This is a genomic window from Sphingobium boeckii (assembly GCF_014199215.1).
GTDB lineage: Bacteria > Pseudomonadota > Alphaproteobacteria > Sphingomonadales > Sphingomonadaceae > Sphingobium_A > Sphingobium_A boeckii.
The window spans coordinates 393000-412177 of sequence record NZ_JACIJC010000002.1 but is presented as its reverse complement, the minus strand read 5'-3'; the positions used below and the strand labels follow the sequence as shown (position 1 = coordinate 412177).

Below are 19178 nucleotides of genomic sequence, written 5' to 3'. Positions count from 1 at the left end.
GCGGCGCCACGAAGTTGAAAGGCAATGGTGCGCCCGACAGGAGTCGAACCTGTGGCCTCAAGATTAGAAGTCTCGTGCTCTATCCAGCTGAGCTACGGGCGCATTGAAAAATGCCTCTAGCGCGGTTTGCTTTGTCGGGAAACCACGATAGTCACGTTTGCATGAACACAGGGGCAGCGGGCATTCCGAAAGCAGTTTCGGCAAAGATTGTGGCGGGGGCCATGGCGGGCCGGCATTTTCGCTATTTCGATTTCGTGATGGCGGGGTTCGTGACGATCCTGCTGCTCTCGAACCTGATCGGTGCCGCGAAACTCTCGACCGTGGCGGGCTTCACCTTCGGCGCGGGTATCCTGTTTTTCCCGCTGGGCTATGTCATCGGCGACGTGCTGACCGAGGTTTACGGCTATGCGCGGGCCAGGCGCTGCGTCTGGGCGGGGTTCTTCGCGATGCTGTTCATGGCGGTGATGAGCTATATCGTCGTCCATCTGCCGGCGGCAGACGGCTGGGGCGATCAAAAGGCCTATGAATCCGTATTCGGCAACACTTGGCGGATCGTCTTCGCCTCGCTCTTCGCTTTCTGGGCGGGGGAGTTCGTGAACAGCTTCGTGATGGCGAAGATGAAGATCTGGACGCAGGGCAGGCATCTGTGGAGCCGCACGATCGGGTCGACGATCGTGGGGCAGGGCGTGGACAGCCTGATCTTCTATCCGCTCGCCTTTCTGGGCGCGTGGTCGACCGCGCAGGTTCTGACCGTGATGGTCACCAATTGGGCGATGAAAGTGGCCTGGGAGGCGCTGTTGACCCCGGTGACCTATGCGGTGGTCAACCGCCTGAAACGCGCCGAGGGCGTGGACGTGTATGACGAGGACACCAATTTCACACCGTTCAGCGCAAAGGTTTGATCAGTGCATCCAGCCGATCCTGATTGGTCGGATTGAATGGGTTCAGGATCGTCAGTGTCCCGATGACCATGCCATCCTGGATATCTTCAGACAGCAGGTGACGCGCTCCTGACCTGCCGGCGATGGTGCAGATCAACGCATCGAAAAACTGGATCTTGCTTGATCGCGAGACTCGAGCCGCCTCCAGCAAATCGGCCGCATCGGTGACCGCTGTGTCGAACAGAGGCAACCATTCCTCCACCCGCTGCCGCGCGATATCAGAATCGATTATTGTCTTGCGCTGCGCGACATTGAGGAATTCGCCAAGCACTTGAAGCGGAATGATCGCAGAGACGAGAAACAGACGCTCCATAATTGCCGCGGCTTGCGCGTGGCGCGGATCGCCGCCGGGCGAAACCGCATAGACAAGGATATTGGTGTCGAGCGCGATCAACCCTCCGTGCGCTCCTCATAGGTCGCCGGGCCGGTCATTCCGGGGACGCCCTTTTTGAGTCCTGCCACTGCACGCTCATAAGACGCGCGAAACTCGGGATCATCGAGCTTATTGGCCGTTTTGGGTCGCAGTTCCGCGATCACCTTTCCATCTTTCGTGATGTCCAGCGTTTCACCGGCCTCGACCAGCGCGAGCGCCTTGGACGCATTGGCGTTGAATTCGCGTACCGACATCACGCCCATCGCGCACCTCATTTGTTGCAACGCTGGCAATCTATGCCAGCGTGCAAGGTCAGGCAACTGCCTCCAGCAATCCTTCGAATAGACGGCGGCCGTCATCGCCGCCGTGCGCGGCTTCGATCATGCGCTCGGGATGCGGCATCATGCCGAGCACATTGCCACCGTCGCTGATCACGCCCGCGATGTTCCGCGCCGAGCCGTTGACGGCCTCGGCATAGCGAAAAGCCACGCGGCCTTCGCCTTCGATCCGGTCCAGCGTCGCATCGTCGGCGAAATAATTACCATCGTGATGCGCGACTGGAATGGTGATCGCCTCGCCCGCATCATAGCGGCTGGTGAAGATGGACTGGCTGTTGTCCACCGTGAGCGCGACATCGCGGCAGACGAAATTGATCCCCGCGTTGCGCATCAAAGCCCCGGGGAGCAGACCCGCTTCGGTGAGCACCTGAAAGCCGTTGCATATGCCGAGCACCGGCACGCCGCGGCCGGCCGCATCCACCACCGCGCGCATGATGCTGCTGCGGGCGGACATCGCGCCGGAGCGGAGATAGTCACCATAAGAGAAGCCGCCGGGCAGGGCGATCAGGCCAAGGCCCGCGGGCAGTTCGGTCTCGCCATGCCAGAGCATGACGGGGGCAGTGCCCGTGATCGTTTCGATCGCCACGGCCAGATCACGGTCGCAATTGGAGCCGGGAAAGACGATGACCGCGGTCTTCATGCGCTTACGCTCCCTTTTCGATCTTGTAATTTTCGATCACGGTGTTCGCGAGCAGCTTGCGGCACATATCCTCGATCTGCGCATCGCTCACATCGTCAGCCAGATCGAGTTCGATCAGCTTTCCCGCGCGCACATCGTTCACACCCTGGAAGCCCAGGCCATCGAGCGCGTGATGGATCGCCTTGCCCTGTGGATCGAGGACGCCGCCCTTCAGGGTGACGAAAATGCGGGTTTTCATGGGTCCATGCTCGCAAGACTAGAGGGATTTGCGCGACCCTATGGCCTTGTGGGGCGCTGGGTTCAATGTGAATCTTTCACTTTTGCCGTCATCCTCGCGAACGCGGGGATCCCGCTTCTTTGCCGACATTCTAAGAAGAAGCGGGATTCCCGCGTTCGCGGGAATGACGGGTTAGGGGGTGGCCTTCACGATCCTGATCTTCAGCGCGCCCTCCGCCGTCAGATAGCGCTGCGCCAGAGCCTGAAGCCGGGCGGCATTGATGGCTTCATAGGTAGCGCGGGCGGTCCGGAAGCGATCGAGCCAGCGCGGCTGGGTCTGCGCATCGTCGGCTAGGGCGAGCCAAGTGCCGTTCTCCCGCTTGCTCTTTTCGATCCGCTCGAGGATCGGCGCGCGCGCGCGCCTGATCAAATCCTCGGTCACCGGCGTCTCGCGCAGTTTGGCCGCGATCTCGTCCACCGCCGCCTCCACCTTGCCGATGTCCTTGGGATCAAGATTGCTCGACGTGACGAGCTGGCCGAATCCGGGATAGAGCGATGAGGTGCGTGATGACGCGCCGGGCGAATAGGTCGCGCCCAATGTTTCGCGGATTTCCTCCGTCAGCATGAGTTGCATGACGCCAGCGAGCAAACCGAGACCGGCATCGGTGGCCTCATCGCTGTCATCGGTGGTGGGCCAGTAAGCCAGCACCATCGCTTCGTCCTTTTTACCCGCATGTTCCAGAGTGACCGGCTTGCGGTCCCGCGCGAAGATCACCTGGCGGGCGGCGGTGAAGGGCAGGGGATCGGCTTCGCGTTCCGGCAGCGCGCCGAAGGTTTTCGCGACGAGATCAATTGCGGCCTGCTCGTCCACATCACCGACCACGCCGATCTCGATCGCGCCGTGCGCAAAAGCGCGCGCGGTTGCCGTTTTCAGCGCGGCCATGTTGCGGGCCTTCAGCGTTTCGAGCGGAGGAATGCCGAAGCGGGGATCACCATCGGCAATGATGCGGCCGACATCGCGGCTGGCGATGCCGCCGGGGGAGGCGTCGAGCGTGTCATAATAGACGGGGATGAAATTCTGCCACTGCATGTCGCCCTCGGCGCGGAAGCCCGGTGCCGTGAGATAGGCGGCCAGAATTTCGAGCTGCAATGCCAGATCCCGCGGCGTGGTCGCCACCATGGTCCCGAACGCATCCGGCCCGGCGGAAAAGCCGAGGCTCACGGATCGGCCTGCAGTGATCGACTGCAACTCATCCAGACTATGGGCCTGTGTGCCGCCCGAAGCGAAGCTGCTGCCCATGAAGCTGAGCAGGCCGGGCGTGTCGACGAATTCCAATCCGCCGCAACAGATGCGCAGCGAGATGCGGATTCGGTCCTTCTCGAACGCGGTCTTCTTGATGTTGAGCCTGACATTGTTGGCGAAGCGCAATGTGCGGATATCGAGATCGGCAATGCGGCTATCCGCCACGATCCTGCCCGCGGCTCCGAAATCGCTATGGGCAAAAGGAGCCGTGGTGGCCTGCTGCCCGGCCTCCAGCGCGATGGTTTTGGACGCGGCAAAAGCATCGAGAATGGCTTTTTCGGGATCAACGATCGGTAATTTTCCCGAGACGTGGATCAGCGGACTGGCGGCGGACCAAATCCGCTTGAGCGCAGCGCGCACGCTATCCGGTGTAATCCGCGGGGCAAAGTCGTCGAAGAATTGCAGCCGCCACGCGGGCGTGGTCACGATCTTGTCGGTTTCTTCTGCGCGCCCGATGGCATCCGCCAGCGCATCGCTGCGCCGGGTATCCGCGCTGCGCGCGGCATCCTCGAACGCCGTCCGATAATTGGCGAGCTGCTCGTCGATTTCGGCCTGCGTCACACCCAAGAGCAAGGCGCGACGCAATTCCTGTTCCGCCACAGAGAGCGCACCGCGCCAGTCATCGCCCTTGGCCGTCACATTGATCGCGGCCATATCGGCAGTGGAAAAGACAGCATCATAGCTGGCAGAGCCGCTTAGGATCGGGGCGTCCGCCTGGCGCGCGATCCGGGTGAAACGGCGGCTGAGTACGGCATTGGCGATAGAGTCCACCAGATCGCGTTGCCGCGCTTCGATCGTGTCCGCGCTCTTGTCGATCGGCGTGATCGCCATGATCGAGATCGCGGTGGGCACGTTCCTGTCCTGAAAATAGGCGGCGGCGATCGGGCGTGCGGGATCGACCGTTCCCATCACCGGATCGCCTTCTTTGGCACTATTGCCTTTCCAGTCGGCGAAACGTCCCTTGATTTTGGCTTCGATCGCTTGGGCATCGATATCCCCCGTGACCACGAGAAGGGCGCGATCCGGCGTGTAGAAGCGATCATAGAGATCGCGCAATCGCGCGGCGGGCGCATTCTGGATCACCTCGGCGGTGCCGATCGGTAGGCGTTTCGCAACCGGCGTGCCGGGTAGCGCGAAACGGATCTGGTCCACCAATTGCCGCAGGCCGAATTGGTCCCGCGCGCGGCGTTCGGAGAGGATGATGCCGCGTTCGCGATTGACCGCATCGGGCGCGATGCTGAGTTCGCTCGCGATCTCACGCATCAGCATCAGCCCGGTGTCGATGATCGCGTCGTTGGTTTCGGGCAGGTCGAGCTTGTAGACGGTCTGGGTGAAATCGGTGCTGGCATTGGTATCCGCGCCGAACGCCAGGCCGTAGCGCTCGAGGATTTTCACCATCTCGCCTTCGGGAACGCCTTTGGAGCCGTTGAACGCCATATGTTCGAGGAAATGGGCGAGACCCTGCTGGTCATCGGCCTCGGCGGTGGAACCCATATCGATGCGCAGGCGGATCGAGGCGGATTGCTGCGGCGTGGTGTTGCGCAGGATCGCATAGCGCATACCATTGGGCAGGGTGCCGTAATGGATGGCGGGATCGGCGGGGACGAGTTGCTCCGCCGCAATCATGCTCGGCGGCGGCGACGTCTTGGCGTTGGCGGCGGAAAGGGCGAGGGCGCTCGCGGCGCAAGCGAGCAGGATACGCATGACGGTCATGGGCGGGACAAGAGCATGGGGGTTGGCGGGGTGCAAGATGCTATGCGCCATACCCGAAACCGTGCCGGCTGAGCCAGTCGACGCCTTTTCCTTCTCCCGATCCGAAAGAAGAAAAAGGCTTCGACAGGCTCAGCCCGAACGGAGTTTAATCTTTCAGCGTCTACTTCCCGCGCTTTTTCCGGTGGGTCTCCAGATCGAGCACGGCATTGTCCGGGCCTTCGGGCAGCAGGCCCAGGCGGCGCGCGACCTCCTGATAGGCCTCCACTTCGCCGCCCAGATCCTGGCGGAAGCGATCCTTGTCGAGCTTTTCGTTCGAAACCATGTCCCACAGGCGGCAGCCATCGGGGCTGATCTCATCGGCCAGGATCACGCGGGCATATTCATTTTCCCACAGACGCCCGAATTCCAGCTTGAAATCGACCAGCCGGATGCCGATCCCGGCGAAGAGGCCGGAGAGGAAATCGTTCACGCGGATCGCCATGTCGGCGATGTCGTGCATCTCTTCCTGGCTGGCCCAGCCGAAGCAGGCGATATGCTCGTCCGCGATCAGCGGATCGCCCAGCGCATCGTCCTTGTAATAATATTCGATGATCGTGCGGGGAAGCTGCGTTCCCTCTTCGATCCCGAGCCGTTTGGTGAGCGAACCGGCGGCCACGTTGCGGATCACCACCTCGATCGGGATGATCTCGACCTGACGGATGAGCTGTTCGCGCATGTTGAGGCGGCGGATGAAGTGCGTGGGAATGCCGATATTGCCGAGCAGCGTAAACACATGCTCGGAAATCCGGTTGTTCAACACGCCCTTGCCGCTGATCGTGCCCTTTTTCTGGGCGTTGAACGCGGTGGCATCGTCCTTGAAATACTGGATGAGCGTGCCCGGTTCCGGGCCTTCATACAGGATCTTGGCCTTGCCCTCGTAAATCTGGCGGCGGCGAGCCATCGGCATTTACCCCTGAAAAGCAGTGATCCCGGCCCGCGCAAAAAGGGTGCACAGGCCGGGGCGTGAAGGGCGCGCCTATAGCGGATGCGATGGCATGGCGCAATTGTGTGCCATGGCCAGTTGGCTAGCTATTTGCGTCCTTTTCCGGTTTTTCCTGCCATTTCCGGATCGTCGGGCGGATCGCGCGCCACGCGAACCCGATCGCCCCGCCCAGAATGGCGAAGGGAATCAGTCCACCCAGCACCACGATTAGGAAGGCGACGACGCCGACGATCGTTGCCCCCGCCGTGCCGAAAGCCTCACGCAGCGGTGAACGCGCATCGAAGCCGGGGATCAGTTCGCCCGATCCATAGTTGAATACCATCGGCGTGGTAGCGAGCGATTCCTGCTTTTCCTCGCGGCCTGCCGTGCTGGCCTCGGTCGAGCGCGCGAGATCGGCCAGTTCGGCATCAAGGCGCGCGCGTTCGGCCGCGGGCAGATTGGGTGCTTTCAGGCGCGCTTCGATCCGCGCGCGCTCGGATCGTAATCGGGCCTCCGCCTTTTGCGCGACCGTGATGGCGGTCCCCACATCCTCACCGCTGATCTCGCTATCGACCAGCATACCTTTTGCTTGGGTGATCGCGGCGATGCCATCCTTGCCGAATTGCCGTGCCAGCGTGGGCTCCAGCTTGAATGCCAGCATCGCATCGACATCGTGATTGTTGACCAAACGATAGCGCATTCCGGTGATCCGGCAGCGGTCGATGCCCAGTTTCTCGCACGCCTGGGCATGGCGCTCCTGCACCTCGCCGATTCTCGTGGCGGGCAGGCGGAAGGCATAACGGTAATTAAATGCGACGCCGGGTGCTGCGGTTGGGCCGATGTTCGGAGCGGACAAGGCTTCCTCCGCGACATCGGCGTTCGGTTGATCCGATCTTTCCTGGGGTTTGCTGCATCCAGCGAGCGCGACGAGCATGAGCAGCGTATAAGACTTGCGCATTTGACTCTCTCCATTATGTTCTATGTTATATTACTACATCAGTAGAGTTTGAGGTCAAGCGTGCAATTTTATCGATGAAATGAGAGGTTAGCGCGCTGCGCCCGGCTGCGCTAAAGCCCAGAAATCAATTATTTCGGGGGGCTTTCGCAAATGGATATTCAGCGAATCATCGATGCCATTACTGCCGAGATGACGGCTGCGCAGCATCGCGGGAAGGCGGCGGACTATATCCCGGCGCTGGCCCGCGTCGATCCGGCGCAATTCGGGATCGCCGTCGTCATGGCGGACGGCCGGGTTTTCACCGCGGGCGATGCGAGGACATGCTTTTCCATCCAGAGCATCTCCAAGGTGTTTGCGCTGAGCATGGCGCTGGGCAAGGTGGGTGCAGACCTTTGGACGCGCGTGGGGCGCGAGCCCTCAGGATCGGCCTTCAATTCGGTGGTCCAGCTTGAACATGAGGGCGGGATTCCGCGCAATCCGTTCATTAATGCTGGTGCGATCGTGGTGAGCGATGTCGTGCTGGGCGGTGGCGAACCGCGCGAGACGATCGGCGATATCCTGCGCTTCCTGCGCTATCTGGCGGACGATGACGAGGTGCAGATCGATCAGGAAGTCGCCAGTTCGGAGGCCGAGACCGGGTTTCGCAACATCGCGCTTGCCAATTACATGAAGTCATTCGGCAATATGCACAATGTGGAAAGCGCGCTGAAGGTGTATTTCCATCAATGCGCACTCTCCATGACCTGCCTGCAACTCGCCATGGCGGGGCGCTATCTGGTGCATGATGGCAAGCATCCCGGCACCGGACGGCAGGTGGTGACCGCGATCCGCGCACGCAGGATCAATGCACTGATGCTCACCTGCGGCCATTATGACGGCTCGGGCGAATTCGCCTTTCGCGTGGGCATTCCTGGAAAATCGGGTGTGGGCGGCGGGATCATTGCGATCGTGCCGGGGGAGGCGAGCATTGCGGTCTGGTCGCCGGGGCTGAACGATCGCGGCAATTCGCTGCTGGGTTCGCTCGCGCTCGAACGGCTGTCCGAAGCGACCGGCTGGTCCGTCTTCAACCCGCCGGGCGCGCGCTGATCAGAAAGGGCGTTCGCCGATCACGTTGCCGCCTTCGGCATAACGGCAGACGAGAAATTCATCCTCGCCATCTTCGGCAATGGCGCAACCGACCCGACCGGTGGCGCGCCAGACGATCTGGGTATAATGGCCCACATCCTCCATATCGCCCGTCCGGCTGTTCTGCGGGAACACGCCGGGGACGAAATCCTTCTTTTCCTCGATCCAGTGGCTCACCATCGTTTCGACGCCGAATGCACCCTTGGTGCCCATCCACAGGTTTTCGCCCTGCGCATCGGGATCGGTGGAGACTTCCTCATAATGTTCGAACTGGCCGGTGGCGGCCATGTGATCTGCCCATTTCTGAGCCTCCACCGTCAATGCGGCATCCCAGTGCATTGCGGGGAGATCGATGCTTGCGCGTTCGCGATTATGCGCACCGAGGATCAAAGTGTCACGGGCGGGCGCGGCAGCGCCTATCAGAAGAGGTGCCGCCAAAATGGCGAGCCCGATCTGCTTGATTCCTGATGCAGCGTGCATGGCGCAATCTTTCCGAACCGTGTCCAACGGCCGGGTTTTGCGACGATTTACATTCCTGAATCGTGATCGGAAGTGGTGAAGGAATTATTAGGGCTGAAGAGCGGCAGAAACGGCCAAAGTTTAATTGTCCAGTTTCGACAATAATGCGGCCATATCCGGCGGCAGGTTCTTCAGGCGACCACGAAAGGCCGAGCGAAGGGCATTGCCCACGCCATCGGAAGGGGAGGGATTTGTGACGAGCACCTGTGCATTTTCCATTGCGCGATGATGATGAAGTCTTTCAGACATACAGGCACAACGCTGCGATCACGGGAGAGTTGCGTGCGCAATTGTCAAACATTGCTTCACCCGCCTAAAGCTGTGGCATGAATACCACCATCGCGATTGCCGGCGCGCTTGACCGCGCCGAGCGCCATTCCCCTTTTCTCCGGCATCTGATCGATCGCAATCGCGATCTGGTGGACATATTGGCGTCGGGCGATTGTCAGGGCGCGCTCACCCATGCGCGCGCGCGCGCCGCGGAGGAAGGCAATGTGGCGCGCGCGATGCGGATCGAGCGCAATGGCTATGCGCTGGCGCTGGCCATCGGGGATCTGGCGGGCGTGTTTCCGCTGGAGACGGTGGTCTCCGAATTGTCTGCACTGGCCGACCGCACGCTGGACCGCGCCATCCGCACCGCGATTGCCGAACGCACGCCGGGGGCGGGGCCGGATGGGTTTGCGGCCTTGGCGCTGGGCAAACATGGCAGCAGCGAACTCAATTATTCCTCGGATATCGATCCGATCCTGATCTTCGATCCCGAGACTCTGCCGCATAGCAGCCGCGAAGAGCCGGTGGAGGCGGCGGCCCGGATCGCGCGGCGCGTGGTGCAACTGATGCAGGAGCGCGATGCGGATGGTTATGTCTTTCGCGTCGATCTGCGGCTGCGGCCGTCTTCCGAAGTCACGCCGCCCGCTCTGCCTGTGGAAGCCGCGCTATCCTATTATGAATCGAGCGCGCTGCCATGGGAGCGCGCGGCGTTCATCCGCTCCCGCGCCGCGGCGGGGGACAAGGCGCTGGGGCAGTATTTTCTCGATGCGATCCGGCCTTTCGTGTGGCGGCGCGGGCTGGATTATGGCGCGATTGCCGAAATCCGCGGGATATCGCGTCGTATCCGCGATCATCATGCGCAGGGCCAGAAATTGGGGCCGGGCTATGATCTGAAGCGGGGGCGTGGCGGCATTCGCGAGGTGGAGTTTTACGCGCAGATCCATCAGATGATCTATGGCGGCCGCGAAACGCCACTCCGTACCCCCGCAACGCTCGATGCGCTGGCGGCGCTGGCCGATGCGGGGCGGATCGATCCGCAGGACGCCAGCGATCTGGCCGAGGCTTACCGCCTGTATCGCACGATCGAACACCGGCTGCAGATGGTGGATGATCAGCAGACGCACAGCCTGCCCAAGGATGCAGCGGCGCTGGACGGCGTGGCGAAGCTGCACGGGCTTGAGAGCGGCGCGGCGCTGATCAATCTGCTCGATGGTCCGATTGCGCGGGTCGGACGGATTTATGACGGGCTGGATGACGAGGCGGAGACCCAAGAACGGAATGTGTCCCACGATTCCGCGCGTCTCGAAACGTGGCTGGCCGAGGCGGGCTTTCCCGATCCGGCCACCGCACAGGTGCGGATAACGAAATGGCGCGACGGATCGGTCCGCGCGGTGCGCACCGACGCGGCCAGAGAGGCGCTGGAGCGCGTGTTGCCGAGCCTGCTCACCGCCATCGGCCAGTCACCCGATCCGCAGCAGGCGCTCAATCGGCTGGATGATGTGATCATCCGCCTGCCCAGCGCGCTCAACCTGTTTCGCCTGCTCGATGCGCGGCCCGCGCTGGCGCGGTTGCTGGGCGATATCCTGAGCCACGCACCCGTGCTCGCCGAATTGCTGGGCCGTCGCCCGGATCTGCTCGACGGGCTGATCGACCAGACCGCGCTGGAACTGCCACCTGCGCTCGACGTGCTGATCGCCGAATGCGGGCGGACCGAGCGCGGCGCGGATTATCAGCAATTGCTCGATTCGGTGCGCGTCACCGTGAACGAGCGCCGCTTTGCGCTGGGCGTGCAGATCGTGGAGGGTGCGCAGGATCCGCTCGACGTGGCCAATGGCTATGCCCGCGTGGCCGAGGCAGCGATCGAAATCCTCGCCAGCCGCACCGTGGCCGAATTCGAAGAAGCGCATGGCCGCGTGCCCGATAGCGAATTGCTGATCATCGGGCTGGGGCGGCTGGGGGGCGGGGCGCTTACCAATGCCTCCGATCTCGACGTGATCTATGTGTTTACCGGCGATTATGCGGCGGAATCGGACGGGAAGAAGCCGCTCGGCGCGGTCCATTATTATAACCGTCTGGCACAACGGATCACCGGCGCGCTTTCCGTGCCGACCGCGGCGGGGCCGCTTTATGAGGTCGATACGCGGCTGCGGCCATCGGGTGCGCAGGGGCCGCTCACGGTTTCGCTCGATGCTTTCGAGCGCTATCAGCGCGAAGATGCGTGGACATGGGAGCATATGGCGCTCACCCGCGCGCGGCTTGTTTTCGGATCGAAGGCCGGACGGGCGCAGGTGATGAAAGTGGTCGCCAATGTGCTTTCCGCGCCGCGCGATGCCGATGTCTTGCTTGCGGATGCCATCAAGATGCGGGCGGATATGGCGATGCACAAGCCGCCCTGTGGGCCGCTGGACGTGAAGTTGATCCCCGGCGGTCTGGTCGATCTGGAATTCTGCGTCCACGTCGCGCAATTGCGTTACGGGGAAGGCCTGAACCCGGCGCTGCGCCAGGCGATCGGCGCGCTGGCGGACAAGGGGCGTCTGCCAAAGGGGCTGGATGCAGCCCATGCGCTGCTGGTGCGGATGCTGGTGACGCTCAGGCTGGTCTCGCCTTCCTGTGATTATCCCGATGATGCCACCAAAGCGCTGGTGGCGCGTGCCTGCCGCACGGAGAATTGGGATGCGCTGCTGGACGCCTATGCCGCCGCACGGCAGAGCGTGCTCGATTGCTGGCACCATGTTTTCGGCGAACCAAGGGAGAGTGAATGATGGTGAACGAAGGCGACAAGGCTCCGGATGTCATGCTCGTTCTGACGGATGGGAGCACGAAAAAGCTCTCCGCTTTTCAGGGCAAGGCGCTGGTGCTGTATTTCTATCCCAAGGACGATACGCCGGGTTGTACCACCGAAGCCAAGGATTTCTCGGCATTGCGGGGTGACTTCGCCGCAGCGGGTGCGGAAATCGTGGGCTTATCCAAGGATACGACGGCCAAGCATGACAAGTTCATCGCCAAGCATGATCTGGCGATTGCGCTCGCCAGCGATGCGGATGGCGCGGTGTGCGAGGCCTTCGGCACCTGGATCGAAAAGAGCCTCTATGGCCGGCAATATATGGGCATCGACCGCGCGACCTTCCTGATCGACCAGACGGGTGCGATCCGCCGCATCTGGCGCAAGGTGAAGGTTAAGGGCCATGCCGAGGCCGTGCTGGAGGCGGTGAAGGGGCTTTGAATTCCGATATCCCCGCGTCTCATCGCCTGGCATTTTTGCCCCTCACCCGTCATCCTCGCGAACGCGGGGATCCCGCTTCTTCTTCTTCTTCTTCTTCTTTCGGATGCTTCACGGAAAAGCGGGATTCCCGCCTTCGCGGGAATGACGGACAAAAGGGAATGACAGGCTAAATGACCACCATCTCCCAGGCCATTGCTGCGGCCCTCCACGCCCAAGACCCGTTCGAAAAAATCAGCCTCACCCGCGCGGCTGCCCGAAACTGGCGCTTGGGCCGGCTCGCTCATGCCTTCGAAACCCCGATGCCCGATCGCCCCGGCCGGCCCGCAGCGCCCGCATTGCTCCCGCCAAACCGGATGCCCAAGCGCGGCAAGGGCGGATCGGAACGCGGCCGGATCGCGCTGATCCATGCGCTGGCGCATATCGAATTCGTCGCTATGGATTTGGCGCTGGACCTGCCGGGCCGGTTCGGCGGCGCATTTCCGCGGGGGTTCATGGATGATTGGATGAAGGTGGCAGCGGATGAGGCGATGCACTTCGCCTTGCTCGACCGCCGACTGCGTCAGCTCGGTAGTTTCTATGGCGCGTTGCCCGCGCATGACGGGCTTTGGGAGGCCGCGGAAGAGACCGCGCATGATGCGCAGGCGCGTCTGGCCGTGGTGCCGATGGTGCTCGAAGCGCGCGGCCTGGACGTGACGCCGATGACGATCGCGCGATTCGAACAGGCGGGAGATCAGCCTACGGCCCGCATCCTGACGCGCATCATGGAGGACGAAATCATCCATGTTTCGGCGGGGACGAAATGGTTCAACTGGACGTGCGTTAACGATGATTCGGAACCCGCGTCCACATGGAAAATGCTGATAAAGCGCCATTTTCGTGGTGCACTGAAGCCACCATTCAACGACTCGGCGCGGTCTGCAGCCGGTTTAACGCAGGAATATTATCTGTGACTTGTGCATCGCGGAATGCCCCCGCAGACAGACTGGGCATCGTAAAAGGGGCGGGGGAAGTCCTGATGTATTCGAAGACGCCGATTGCACATTGCATTCGGTTCGCCATCGGGGGTCGCAAAGAGCATGGGTATTCAGTTGAAAAACATCGCAACGGTCGCCGGGTTCCGTCCCTCGAAAATAATCTCCAAATCTTTTTTCATTGCAGCGGTCTTCGCTTTCGCCCCCGCGGCCCATGCTGCCGATAGTGACGTCGCGCTGACCGCAGCCGCCGTGGCCGCACCGGCTGCAGAGCAAGCCGCCCAGGGCGGCCTCTTCCAGAGCGCCAAGAAGCAGGACGAGACCGATCCCCAGTTCCGTTCGCTCTTCCTGTCCTGGAAAAAGCTCGATGAAGTGGGCCGTGGTCGCATTCAGCAGACCACCGTCTCGATCCCCTCGCAGCGTCCCGTTGATCTCAGCAGCTTCAGCAGCAATTTCGGCTTCCGCTCCGATCCGTTCAAAGGCACGCGCGCCATGCACGCCGGCGTCGACATCCCCGGCCCGATCGGCACGCCGGTCTACGCCACGGCTGACGGCCTTGTCGGTCGCGCCCAGCGCGCCGGCGGCTATGGCAATCTGGTCGAACTGGAACATGGCCAGGGCATCCAGACGCGCTACGGTCATCTCTCGTCGATCATCGCTTTGCCGGGCACCCGCGTGAAGCGCGGCGATCTGATCGGCCTGATGGGCTCCACCGGCCGTTCCACCGGCAGCCATCTGCATTATGAAGTCCGCCTCGACGGCCGCGCCGTCAATCCCGTGCCGTTCCTCGAATCGGCCGATTATGTGCTCGCAGCCCAGGCCAAGAGCAATGAGACCAAGCTGGCGCTTGGCGGCCCTGCAGACAAATAAGACGCGCTTCGGGGCGCAGCGGTTGCCGTTGCCCCCGCGAAGGCCTATTTCGGTTCCATGAATGAACCGCTTCCCATCGAACTCACCGCATCCGCCGCCGCGCGCGTCGCCGTGATCGCCACCAAGCTCGGCAAGCCCGCCATCCTGCGGCTGGCCGTGGAAGGCGGCGGTTGTTCGGGCTTCCAATATCGCTTCGGCCTGGCCGATGATGTGGAGGCGGATGATATCCAGGTTTCCAACGATGGCGTGAAGCTGGTCGTCGATCCCATGAGCCTCGATCTGGTGCGCGGCGCCGCCGTCGACTTCGTTGAATCGCTGGGCGGCGCGGCGTTCAAGGTCACCAATCCCAATGCGGCCTCGGGCTGCGGCTGTGGATCGAGCTTTTCGGTCTGACCCTTTCGCTTGGGTCATGGGTGCGTTAGGCACTGTCCCATGAAAATCGCGACCTATAATGTCAACGGGATCAAGGCCCGTCTGCCCCGCCTGATCGAATGGCTGGAAGAGACCCAGCCCGATGTGGCCTGCCTGCAGGAACTCAAAAGCTCCGACGAAACCTTCCCTGAGGCCGATATACGCGCGGCGGGCTATGGCGCGATCTGGCATGGGCAAAAGGGCTTCAACGGCGTGGCGATCCTCGCGCGCGGCCAAGATCCAATCGAGGTCCAGCGCGGGCTGGAGGGCGAGCCGGAGGATGTGCTCAGCCGTTATCTCGAAGCCGATGTGATGGGCGTCCGCGTCGCTTCCATCTATCTCCCCAACGGCAATCCGCAGCCCGGCCCGAAATTCGATTACAAGCTGCGCTGGATGAAGCGCCTGCAGGATCGGGCGCGCGCGATCCTCGCCGAAGAAGTGCCCGCGATATTGGCGGGGGATTATAATGTGATCCCGACCGACGAGGACGTCTATTCGGTGCGCGCGATGCAGGATGATGCGCTGATGCAGCCCGAAAGCCGTGCCGCATTCCGCACGCTCTGCTTCCAGGGCTGGACCGACGCGATCCGGTCACGCCATCCGCAGGGGCCGATGTGGACCTTCTGGGACTATCAGGCCGGTGCCTGGCAGCGCGATGCGGGCTTCCGGATCGATCATCTGATGCTGAGCGCCGGGGCTGCGGACCGATTGGTCGATGCGGGCGTGGACAAGGCCTATCGCGGCCGGGAAAAGGCAAGTGACCATGCGCCGACCTGGGCGGTGATCCGGGATTGAGGCCATTGATGTAATCGCACGGCGCGAAGGGCGGGAACGCTGGAACCATCTCAATCCGCTACCGATCAAGCATATCCACGATCGCTGGATCGGCCCCTACGCAGCAAGCGCGGTGGAAATGCTGGACCGGCTCAAGGATGATCTGGAAGGTTAGGGCGCGGACTGATCTTGGCGAGACTGGACCCTGCACGAATGCGCTTTATCGCTGTCCTACAGCGTCCTGATCTGCTTCAGTCAGCGCGGCTTTTTGACATGGTCGAACAAGGGAACGCCCCGCATTGCGGGTTGATCGGTCGTCATTGCGAGCGCAGCGAAGCAATCCGTTGCGGGCACCATCGCTGGATTGCTTCGCTGCGCTCGCAATGACGATGCAGGGCAAAATCATCGAGCGCCAGGGTGCCATCGAAAGTTGTTTCCAAGTGTGACCTTCGTGTGACCTTTCGCGGATTTGCCAGATTCCAGGTTTCCGGTGAAAGCCTGATTTTGGTGGTTTCGCGACCGTCGGCTTTTGGAAAGACGACCGGCGATAGCTGACGCTGCGCGGTAAAAAAATCATTTGGCAGCAATCGCCCAAAAGCTGACGTTAGACACGGAGCCGGGAGGGGCCATTATCTCAAGTAGGGAAGTTGGTGTCTACAAACTCTCGGGCGAATTGCTCGGGATCAACCGAATATCCCGCTGCGTCCGCCTTAGCCTTCCCATTTTCCCATATTTGCTTGATCTTCAGGGGCAGATTTGGGGGAAATTCCATCTGCGTCGCGACCATGTCAAACCATGAGCCGTTGATACCAAGCGCTGATGAAAGCTTAGGGGCCATCATATTTAAGGCGTATTCCTGCTGCTCATCCAGCTCACCTATCGAGCTGAGGACATAACAATCCATCAGCTTGAGGAGAGGCTTCCCTTCGTACCTCGACATGCTCGATTACCCTCGATTTAGCGGCACGCCGTGTTGCGATCTGCATATAGCGTTTGTACCAATGCCAACGCCCGCTTTCCACCATAATCGGTCGTGCAGCGTTCGTCTTGCCATCTGAATGAGCGACGGGTTTCAGGCGTAATGATGACATGACCGAGTGTCCCAAACTGGTCGTTTGTTACCATTTGCAGACCGTTCAAACCGCCTCAATCGCCTTCTCATAAATCATATACTGCTTATTCACCCGGCTCTCGATTGCATCGGCAATCGCGTTCATCCCCTGATTGTCGTCCAGGATCCAGCCGATCTCGCCGCGCGTGGAGCCGTAATGCAGCACGGCTTCGCGACGGATATATTCGATCATCATGAAGGCCAATTGGCTGGCGAGGCGGGTGGATTGGAGGCGCTTGACCACGCCCATCAGCGGCACGCGCATCGTGCGCGCCTTGGGTTTGCGCAGCCAGAGCAGTAGCTTGGCCCAGCCGAAGGGCAGGAGCGACCCGTTCAGGTCTCTCAGTCTCTCGTTGAGATCAGGCAGCGTGATCATGAAGGCCACCGGCTCGCCCTCCACCTCCGCGATCATGATCAGATCCTCAAAGACGATCGGCTTCAATTTCTTGCCGACATAGGCGATTTCGGCATCGGTCAGCGGCACGAAGCCCCAGTTTTCGCACCAGGCTTCGTTGAGGATCGAGAGGATCAGCGAGGCTTCCTCGGCAAAGCGCTTCTTGTTGACGCGGCGGATCGCGATGCGCGCATTGCGTTCGCCACTGGCGATCACGCGCTCAACGATGCCGGGGAAGGGCTTGGTGATATCCACTTCATAGGTGTTGAGCGTCTTGGCGTGGGTATAGCCGGCGCGCTCCACCCAGGCCTCATAGGCCGGGCTGTTATGCCCCATCATCACCGTGGGCGGATGATCATGGCCCTTCACAAGCAGACCCGGCTCATCCCAGATGGAAATGCTCAACGGCCCGAGCGATCGGTGCATCTTCCTCTCACGCAGCCACGCTTCGGCGCGGGCGATCAGCGCCTTAAAGACGGTTTCGTCCTCGGCCTCCATCATGCCCCAATTGCCCGTGCCCGGACCCATCCCCTGCTCGACCGGCTGTTCGAGCGCGAGATGATCGATCTGGGCGGAAATGCGGCCGACGACCTTGCCCCCGCGTTCGGCCAGGAAGAATTGCGCCTCGCCATGACCGAACCACGGATTTTTCTTAGGGTTTATAAGGCCATGGACTTCATCCTTCAGCGGCGGAATCCAATTGGGATCGCTGGCATACAGGCGATAGGGCAGGTCGACAAAGGCCTTGCGGTCCGCGCTGGTTTCGACGGGACGGATGATGATATTGGCTTGCGTCAAGGCCGCGCTCCTGATGTTTGAAGCGCCCATACGCCATTCGTCGCAGCGGTCCAATGCCTTGAGATGGATCAAGGAACGCCATGATGCTGCCTTATATTCTGGCGATAGAGTCCCTATAAATTGATATTGGTATGAACGATATGAACTCAGCCACGCTCAGCCCCGGTGCCGCCGCGACCCTTCGGGAGGCCGTGCCCGCCGCAGGTGCGACCAAGCCGCACACGGTCAACGACAATGCGATGATCCGCGCTGTCGCAGAATTGACGCGCGATCTGAATGCCGCCAATCCGCGCCTTTATTGGGCGGATTTCCTGGCGTCTGCGGCCATCGGCTATGCGGGCCTGTTTCTCACGATCGGCGCGGGCAGCACGCTGGCGGCGCTTGGTTGGGCGGCGATGGCGGTCCTAGGCCTGTATCGCGCGGCGAGCTTCATTCACGAACTCACCCACATTCGTCATGCCTCGGTGCCTGGCTTCCGGCTCGCGTGGAATCTGATCGCAGGCATCCCGCTGTTCGTGCCGTCCTTCATGTATGAAGGCGTGCACAACCTCCATCACGCGCGCACGCGCTATGGCACGGCGGAAGATCCTGAATATCTGCCGCTCGCGCTGATGAAGCCGTGGACCTTGCCGCTGTTCGTGGTCACCTCGCTATTAGGGCCGATCGCTTTGATGTTCCGCTATGCGATCTTGACGCCGCTCTCGCTGCTGATCCCGCCGCTGCGCACGCTGGTGCTGGAGCGTTATTCGGGGCTGGTGATCAATCCAGCCTTCCGCCGCCGTCCGCCGGAGGGGGCGGCCAGGCGCGACTGGCTGTGGCTTGAAGGTGCGACGAGCGTCTGGGCATTCGGTTTGCTGGTCGCCGTGATCACGGGTGTCGTGCCCTTGCGCGGCTTCCTGATCTTCATCGGCATCGCATCCGCCGTGATGCTGCTCAACCAGATCCGCACATTGACCGCGCATCTGTGGGAGAATGAGGGCGAGGTGATGACCGTCACCGCGCAATTCCTCGACAGCGTCAACGTGCCGCCGCCGGGTCCGCTGGCGGAGTTATGGGCACCGGTGGGCCTGCGCTATCACGCGCTGCATCATCTGATCCCCGGCGTTCCCTATCATAATCTGGCGGAAGCACATCGCCGCCTGACCGCGGCGCTGGCAGCGGAATCGTCCTATCACCGGGCGAATTACGATGGCTTGCCGGGTCTGGTCGCGCGGCTGGCGCGGAGCAGTTTCAGGGGCGCGGGTGAAATAGGGAATTAAACCCGTTTGT

General features: G+C 61.7%; 21 protein-coding genes and 1 tRNA gene. 9 read left to right on the top strand and 13 right to left on the bottom strand.

The features are described 5' to 3' along the window. Nucleotides 1-25: 25 nt before the first annotated feature. A tRNA-Arg gene (locus FHS49_RS07130) sits at nt 26-102 on the bottom strand. 119 nt (nt 103-221) lie between these two features. Between FHS49_RS07130 and FHS49_RS07125 the strand changes: the two genes are divergently transcribed. Further along, nucleotides 222-902 carry a queuosine precursor transporter gene (locus tag FHS49_RS07125; protein ID WP_246350481.1) on the top strand — a complete coding sequence of 227 codons (681 nt, stop codon included), beginning with the start codon at nt 222-224 and terminating at the stop codon, nt 900-902. Here FHS49_RS07125 and FHS49_RS07120 read toward each other — a convergent pair. The 7 genes from FHS49_RS07120 to FHS49_RS07090 form a co-directional block, all read right to left on the bottom strand. Beyond that, the gene (locus FHS49_RS07120; protein WP_184016765.1) at nt 886-1335 is read right to left on the bottom strand and encodes a PIN domain-containing protein; all 450 of its coding nucleotides are present in this window, start codon (nt 1333-1335) and stop codon (nt 886-888) included. The genes FHS49_RS07125 and FHS49_RS07120 overlap by 17 nt on opposite strands. Further along, the gene (locus FHS49_RS07115) at nt 1332-1571 is read right to left on the bottom strand and encodes a type II toxin-antitoxin system Phd/YefM family antitoxin (protein WP_184016763.1); all 240 of its coding nucleotides are present in this window, start codon (nt 1569-1571) and stop codon (nt 1332-1334) included. The genes FHS49_RS07120 and FHS49_RS07115 overlap by 4 nt, the downstream gene beginning before the upstream one ends. Nucleotides 1572-1626: 55 nt before the next feature. After that, on the bottom strand, nt 1627-2292 hold the full coding sequence (gene purQ / locus FHS49_RS07110; RefSeq protein WP_184016761.1) for a phosphoribosylformylglycinamidine synthase subunit PurQ: 666 nt from the start codon (nt 2290-2292) through the stop codon (nt 1627-1629). Between the two features lie 4 nt (nt 2293-2296). After that, nucleotides 2297-2530, bottom strand: coding sequence for a phosphoribosylformylglycinamidine synthase subunit PurS (gene purS, locus FHS49_RS07105; protein WP_184016759.1), 234 nt, complete (start codon nt 2528-2530; stop codon nt 2297-2299). A gap of 171 nt (nt 2531-2701) precedes the next feature. Next, complete coding sequence (locus FHS49_RS07100) at nt 2702-5524, bottom strand: M16 family metallopeptidase (protein WP_184016757.1); 2823 nt, start codon at nt 5522-5524, stop codon at nt 2702-2704. Between the two features lie 160 nt (nt 5525-5684). After that, on the bottom strand, nt 5685-6464 hold the full coding sequence (gene purC, locus FHS49_RS07095; protein WP_184017395.1) for a phosphoribosylaminoimidazolesuccinocarboxamide synthase: 780 nt from the start codon (nt 6462-6464) through the stop codon (nt 5685-5687). 124 nt (nt 6465-6588) lie between these two features. Next, on the bottom strand, nt 6589-7443 hold the full coding sequence (locus FHS49_RS07090) for a DUF4349 domain-containing protein (protein WP_184016755.1): 855 nt from the start codon (nt 7441-7443) through the stop codon (nt 6589-6591). A 150-nt stretch (nt 7444-7593) separates the two neighbouring features. Here FHS49_RS07090 and FHS49_RS07085 point away from each other — a divergent pair, with 150 nt between their 5' ends. After that, the gene (locus tag FHS49_RS07085) at nt 7594-8529 is read left to right on the top strand and encodes a glutaminase (protein WP_184016753.1); all 936 of its coding nucleotides are present in this window, start codon (nt 7594-7596) and stop codon (nt 8527-8529) included. Here FHS49_RS07085 and FHS49_RS07080 read toward each other — a convergent pair whose 3' ends face one another. Together FHS49_RS07080 and FHS49_RS07075 are read right to left on the bottom strand one after the other, a co-directional pair. Continuing rightward, entirely contained in the window at nt 8530-9048 is a 519-nt protein-coding gene (locus FHS49_RS07080) for a CAP domain-containing protein (RefSeq protein ID WP_184016751.1), read from the bottom strand. Nucleotides 9049-9168: 120 nt separating this feature from the next. Further along, on the bottom strand, nt 9169-9336 hold the full coding sequence (locus FHS49_RS07075) for a hypothetical protein (RefSeq protein ID WP_184016749.1): 168 nt from the start codon (nt 9334-9336) through the stop codon (nt 9169-9171). Nucleotides 9337-9413: 77 nt separating this feature from the next. Here FHS49_RS07075 and FHS49_RS07070 point away from each other — a divergent pair, with 77 nt between their 5' ends. From FHS49_RS07070 to xth, 6 genes are all read left to right on the top strand, one after another. Continuing rightward, nucleotides 9414-12119: a bifunctional [glutamine synthetase] adenylyltransferase/[glutamine synthetase]-adenylyl-L-tyrosine phosphorylase gene (locus FHS49_RS07070; protein WP_184016747.1), complete on the top strand. Its 2706-nt coding sequence runs from the start codon at nt 9414-9416 to the stop codon at nt 12117-12119. Continuing rightward, entirely contained in the window at nt 12119-12580 is a 462-nt protein-coding gene (locus FHS49_RS07065; RefSeq protein ID WP_184017394.1) for a peroxiredoxin, read from the top strand. The genes FHS49_RS07070 and FHS49_RS07065 overlap by 1 nt, the downstream gene beginning before the upstream one ends. A 170-nt stretch (nt 12581-12750) precedes the next feature. Next, nucleotides 12751-13530 carry a ferritin-like domain-containing protein gene (locus FHS49_RS07060; RefSeq protein ID WP_184016745.1) on the top strand — a complete coding sequence of 260 codons (780 nt, stop codon included), beginning with the start codon at nt 12751-12753 and terminating at the stop codon, nt 13528-13530. Nucleotides 13531-13656: 126 nt separating this feature from the next. Next, nucleotides 13657-14421: a M23 family metallopeptidase gene (locus FHS49_RS07055; RefSeq protein ID WP_184016743.1), complete on the top strand. Its 765-nt coding sequence runs from the start codon at nt 13657-13659 to the stop codon at nt 14419-14421. A 57-nt stretch (nt 14422-14478) separates the two neighbouring features. After that, entirely contained in the window at nt 14479-14814 is a 336-nt protein-coding gene (gene erpA / locus FHS49_RS07050) for an iron-sulfur cluster insertion protein ErpA (RefSeq protein WP_184016741.1), read from the top strand. Nucleotides 14815-14853: 39 nt separating this feature from the next. Beyond that, a complete protein-coding gene (gene xth, locus FHS49_RS07045) occupies nt 14854-15627 on the top strand; it encodes an exodeoxyribonuclease III (protein WP_184016739.1) in 774 nt (257 codons plus the stop codon). Between the two features lie 296 nt (nt 15628-15923). Here xth and FHS49_RS07040 read toward each other — a convergent pair whose 3' ends face one another. The 3 genes from FHS49_RS07040 to FHS49_RS07030 form a co-directional block, all read right to left on the bottom strand. Next, complete coding sequence (locus FHS49_RS07040) at nt 15924-16193, bottom strand: hypothetical protein (protein ID WP_184016737.1); 270 nt, start codon at nt 16191-16193, stop codon at nt 15924-15926. A gap of 47 nt (nt 16194-16240) precedes the next feature. After that, complete coding sequence (locus FHS49_RS07035; RefSeq protein WP_246350420.1) at nt 16241-16510, bottom strand: hypothetical protein; 270 nt, start codon at nt 16508-16510, stop codon at nt 16241-16243. 232 nt (nt 16511-16742) lie between these two features. Beyond that, nucleotides 16743-17939 carry a GNAT family N-acetyltransferase gene (locus tag FHS49_RS07030; RefSeq protein ID WP_184016733.1) on the bottom strand — a complete coding sequence of 399 codons (1197 nt, stop codon included), beginning with the start codon at nt 17937-17939 and terminating at the stop codon, nt 16743-16745. Nucleotides 17940-18040: 101 nt separating this feature from the next. Between FHS49_RS07030 and FHS49_RS07025 the strand changes: the two genes are divergently transcribed. Then, nucleotides 18041-19168, top strand: coding sequence for a fatty acid desaturase family protein (locus FHS49_RS07025; protein WP_246350418.1), 1128 nt, complete (start codon nt 18041-18043; stop codon nt 19166-19168). The last annotated feature ends 10 nt before the right edge of the window (nt 19169-19178 follow it).